Raw genomic sequence first — 3,112 nt, 5'->3', positions numbered from 1 at the left:
ACAAGGGCGGGATATTCGCCGTCCGTAAGCACGGCTAGCCGCTCCTTCGCGTTCGGCGCCAACGCGTCGATCCGATCGTCGGCCCCCGCCCACGAGGCGCAGAAGTCCAGCCGCTCCCGCGAGATGTCCATCGCGATGACGCGGGCGCCTGCATGTTTGGCGAAAGCCATGACGCCCAGCCCAATGGGGCCGGAGCCGATAACGAGCACCGTGTCGGACGGCCTGACGCCGCCTCGTCTGACCGCGTGCGCTCCTATGGCTAGCGGCTCTACTAGAGCCGCTTCGTCCAGCGACAAAGAATTCACGTTAAGCAGATGGGACACCGGCACGGAAATGCGTTCCCTCATTCCGCCATCCTGATGTACGCCGATGACGCGCATCTCCGCGCAGCAATTCGTCTGACCGATTCGGCAAGCCCGGCACTTGCCGCAATGCAAGTACGGAATGATCGCCACGCGATCGCCTGCCGACAATCCGCGGTCGTTTCCACCGATCGCTGTAATAACGCCGGACAGCTCGTGACCCAATATACGCGGGTATTGGAAGAAGGGCTGTTGCCCCTTGAACGCATGATAATCCGTGCCGCAGATGCCGATCCTCCGAATGGCGACGATGGCATGTCCTTCCGTCAGCTCCGGCTCGGGCAGATCGTCCCTCATGCGGAACGACTCCATTTCCTCGCATACGATTCCCTTCATCTATGTCCCTACTTTCCCTCTGTCATAAACGATCCCGTCGATTCGTTGTAGCGCGGCAGACCGCTGTTCCAAGTCTCGTTATGCACCGGCTTCAGCACATCAAGCACCTCGGAGAGCAGCTCCGGATCCATCGGCTCGTCCGTCCATGCCGCGTTTCTCGCGATATTAGCCGGGTTGGCCGTACTGACAAGCGTTGTAGGGATACGCTCCTCCGCTGTCGAGAACTGAATCGCCAGCTTCGCGATGTCCTCGCCCCGTTCCTCCACGAGCCGTGCCGCTCTCAGGCATGTCTCCTTGAGCTCGGCGCTTGCCGGATGCCAGTCCGGAGTGCCTCTCGTGCTCAAAAGCCCCATTGAGATCGGCGAAGCGTTAACCAATCCGACGCCGCGCTCCTCCAGCAGCGGCAGCAAGCCCAGCAGCGAAGTATCGTTCAGCGAATAATGGCAATACGAGATGATGACATCCACGTCGGCCTGCGGCAGCATTTGCTCGAATAAAGCCAGCGGAAGTCCGCAAATGCCCGCGAACCGGATTTTGCCTTCCTTCTTCAGTCGTTGCAAGGCAGGAATGGCTTCGCCCACGATGATGTCCGGTTCCACGAACTCGATATCATGCAGGAACAGCATATCGACGTAATCCGTATTCAGGCGCCGCAGGCTTTCCTCCAGGCTCGACTCGATCCGCGCTGCCGAGAAGTCGAACGCCTTCTCGCCGTACCTGCCTGCTTTCGTGGACAAGTAAAAGCGGTCCCGCGAAGTCTGCGCAATAGCCTGGCCCAGCACGGTCTCGGCCTTCGTCGCTCCATAATACGGCGATACGTCGATCAGATTAATGCCGGCGTCCAATGCCGCATGCACCGCGCGAATTCCTTCCGCGTCATCCGTCTGACGGAACACGGAGCCCAGGGAAGAAGCGCCGAAACTAAGCCGCGACACTTCGAGGCCGGTCTTGCCGAGCAAACGATATTTCATCGCGATCCCTCCGTCTCTTGCAGCTTGTAGAATCGTCTTGCGTTCTCGCCGAACAGCTTGGACCTCGACCGCTCTCCCCAGTCTTTCGGCAAAGCTCCCTCCAGCAGAGCGACGACCTCGCCGTAGCTTGCCGCAAGCAGACACACCGGCCAGTCCGTACCGAACATCACTCGATCCTCGCCAAAGACGGCCAGAACGTGGCGGATATACGCCTCGAAGTGCTCCGGCCTCCAATTTCGATGATCGGCCTCTGTCACCATGCCCGACAGCTTGCAGTACAACCGGGGATGAGACGCCGCCCGCTCCATCTGCTCCGTCCACGGCTGCAACGTCCCCGCCGCAATATGTGGTTTGGCGATATGGTCGATGACGCCCCGCAGGTTCGGAACGGCATCCAGCAGTTCTAGCAGAGGGTCCAATTGATCGGCTGTCACCAATAGATCGACGGGTACGTCCAGCTCGGAGTAAAAGCGCAGCGCTTCCAAGAAGGGAGGCTCCAGTATGCGCCTGGCATCCGGCATATCTTGAATCATGATGCGGAAGCCGACGAATTTGGGATACTGCCGGAACCGCTCGTAATGCTCCTTGTGAGCGGGATCGAATAGATCCAGCCAGCCCACTACGCCAAGAATGTTATCCGAAACGTCCGCCAGAGACAACAAATATTCCGTCTCCTCAAGGGTAGGTGCCGCTTGAACGACGATGGTGCCGTCCAGCCCATGCCTGGCAAGCTCCGGCTCCAGGTCCCGAGGCAGGAAATCCCTGTACAGAACCGGCAGCTCCTGCGTGATCCATCCGTAATCGTCCCGGGACATCGTCCAGTAATGCTGATGGGCATCAATGCGCATGCCGCAATCACTCCTCTCTTCTCCCTCTATTGTACGAACGCCGATCGGAAATTGAAATGTCGCCGCATTGCAATAATATGTCCGATTTTGATATATTGAGGGCAATAACCGGATTGGAGGCATGCCGCTTGCAGCCTGTTCGCAAACCGTTCCATCTCGATCCCGTCTTTCCGTTCGAGCTTGTCTACAAGGGAGTCCGCTATTCGGACAACGAGTGGCCGGACCATCTGCATGACCTTTACGAGCTTGTATACATCCACGAAGGCACGGGGTCCTTCTTCATCGACCACACCATCTACGAGAAAGGTCCCGGCGACCTGTTTCTCATTCCCGGCAACACCGTGCACCGCGCGTTTCCGTCCGCCGATGAGCCCATCGTTTCGACCGCGTTGTTCTTCTCGCCTCCACTCGTGGAGGCCGACTCGCTCGGCGATCGATACGAGCCGCTCCAATGCTACAACATGGCCAGGGGGCAGAAGCGCTACAAACTGACCCCGGCGGAGACCGATCATACCGGCATCGAGCTTCTGCTCCGCGCAATGGCGGAAGAGATGGCCAGCCAGGAGGCGGGCTACCGGCACGCGATCCGGCTCCA

Annotated in this window: 4 protein-coding genes; 1 reads left to right on the top strand and 3 read right to left on the bottom strand. The window is 59.1% G+C overall.

The annotated features are described in order from the left end of the window. From PAT3040_RS23980 to PAT3040_RS23970, 3 genes are all read right to left on the bottom strand, one after another. Nucleotides 1–698: alcohol dehydrogenase catalytic domain-containing protein (locus PAT3040_RS23980; RefSeq protein ID WP_108994670.1), on the bottom strand; the 698-nt coding region annotated here is incomplete at its 3' end. Between the two features lie 8 nt (nucleotides 699–706). Beyond that, entirely contained in the window at nucleotides 707–1,669 is a 963-nt protein-coding gene (locus PAT3040_RS23975; protein ID WP_108994669.1) for an aldo/keto reductase, read from the bottom strand. Further along, a complete protein-coding gene (locus PAT3040_RS23970; RefSeq protein WP_108994668.1) occupies nucleotides 1,666–2,517 on the bottom strand; it encodes an amidohydrolase family protein in 852 nt (283 codons plus the stop codon). The genes PAT3040_RS23975 and PAT3040_RS23970 overlap by 4 nt, the downstream gene beginning before the upstream one ends. A 128-nt stretch (nucleotides 2,518–2,645) precedes the next feature. On the opposite strand from PAT3040_RS23970, the gene PAT3040_RS37360 reads away from it, so the two are divergent. Then, nucleotides 2,646–3,112: AraC family ligand binding domain-containing protein (locus PAT3040_RS37360; protein WP_181376799.1), on the top strand; the 467-nt coding region annotated here is incomplete at its 3' end.

Source organism: Paenibacillus agaridevorans (genome assembly GCF_003112455.1).
Taxonomy (GTDB): domain Bacteria; phylum Bacillota; class Bacilli; order Paenibacillales; family Paenibacillaceae; genus Pristimantibacillus; species Pristimantibacillus agaridevorans.
This window is presented reverse-complemented; position numbering and strand designations above follow the sequence as displayed.

Coding starts and splice junctions, on each gene's coding strand:
- PAT3040_RS23975 (WP_108994669.1), bottom strand. CDS start 1,669: ATGAAATATCGTTTGCTCGGCAAGACCGGCCTCGAAGTGTCGCGGCTT.
- PAT3040_RS23970 (WP_108994668.1), bottom strand. CDS start 2,517: ATGCGCATTGATGCCCATCAGCATTACTGGACGATGTCCCGGGACGAT.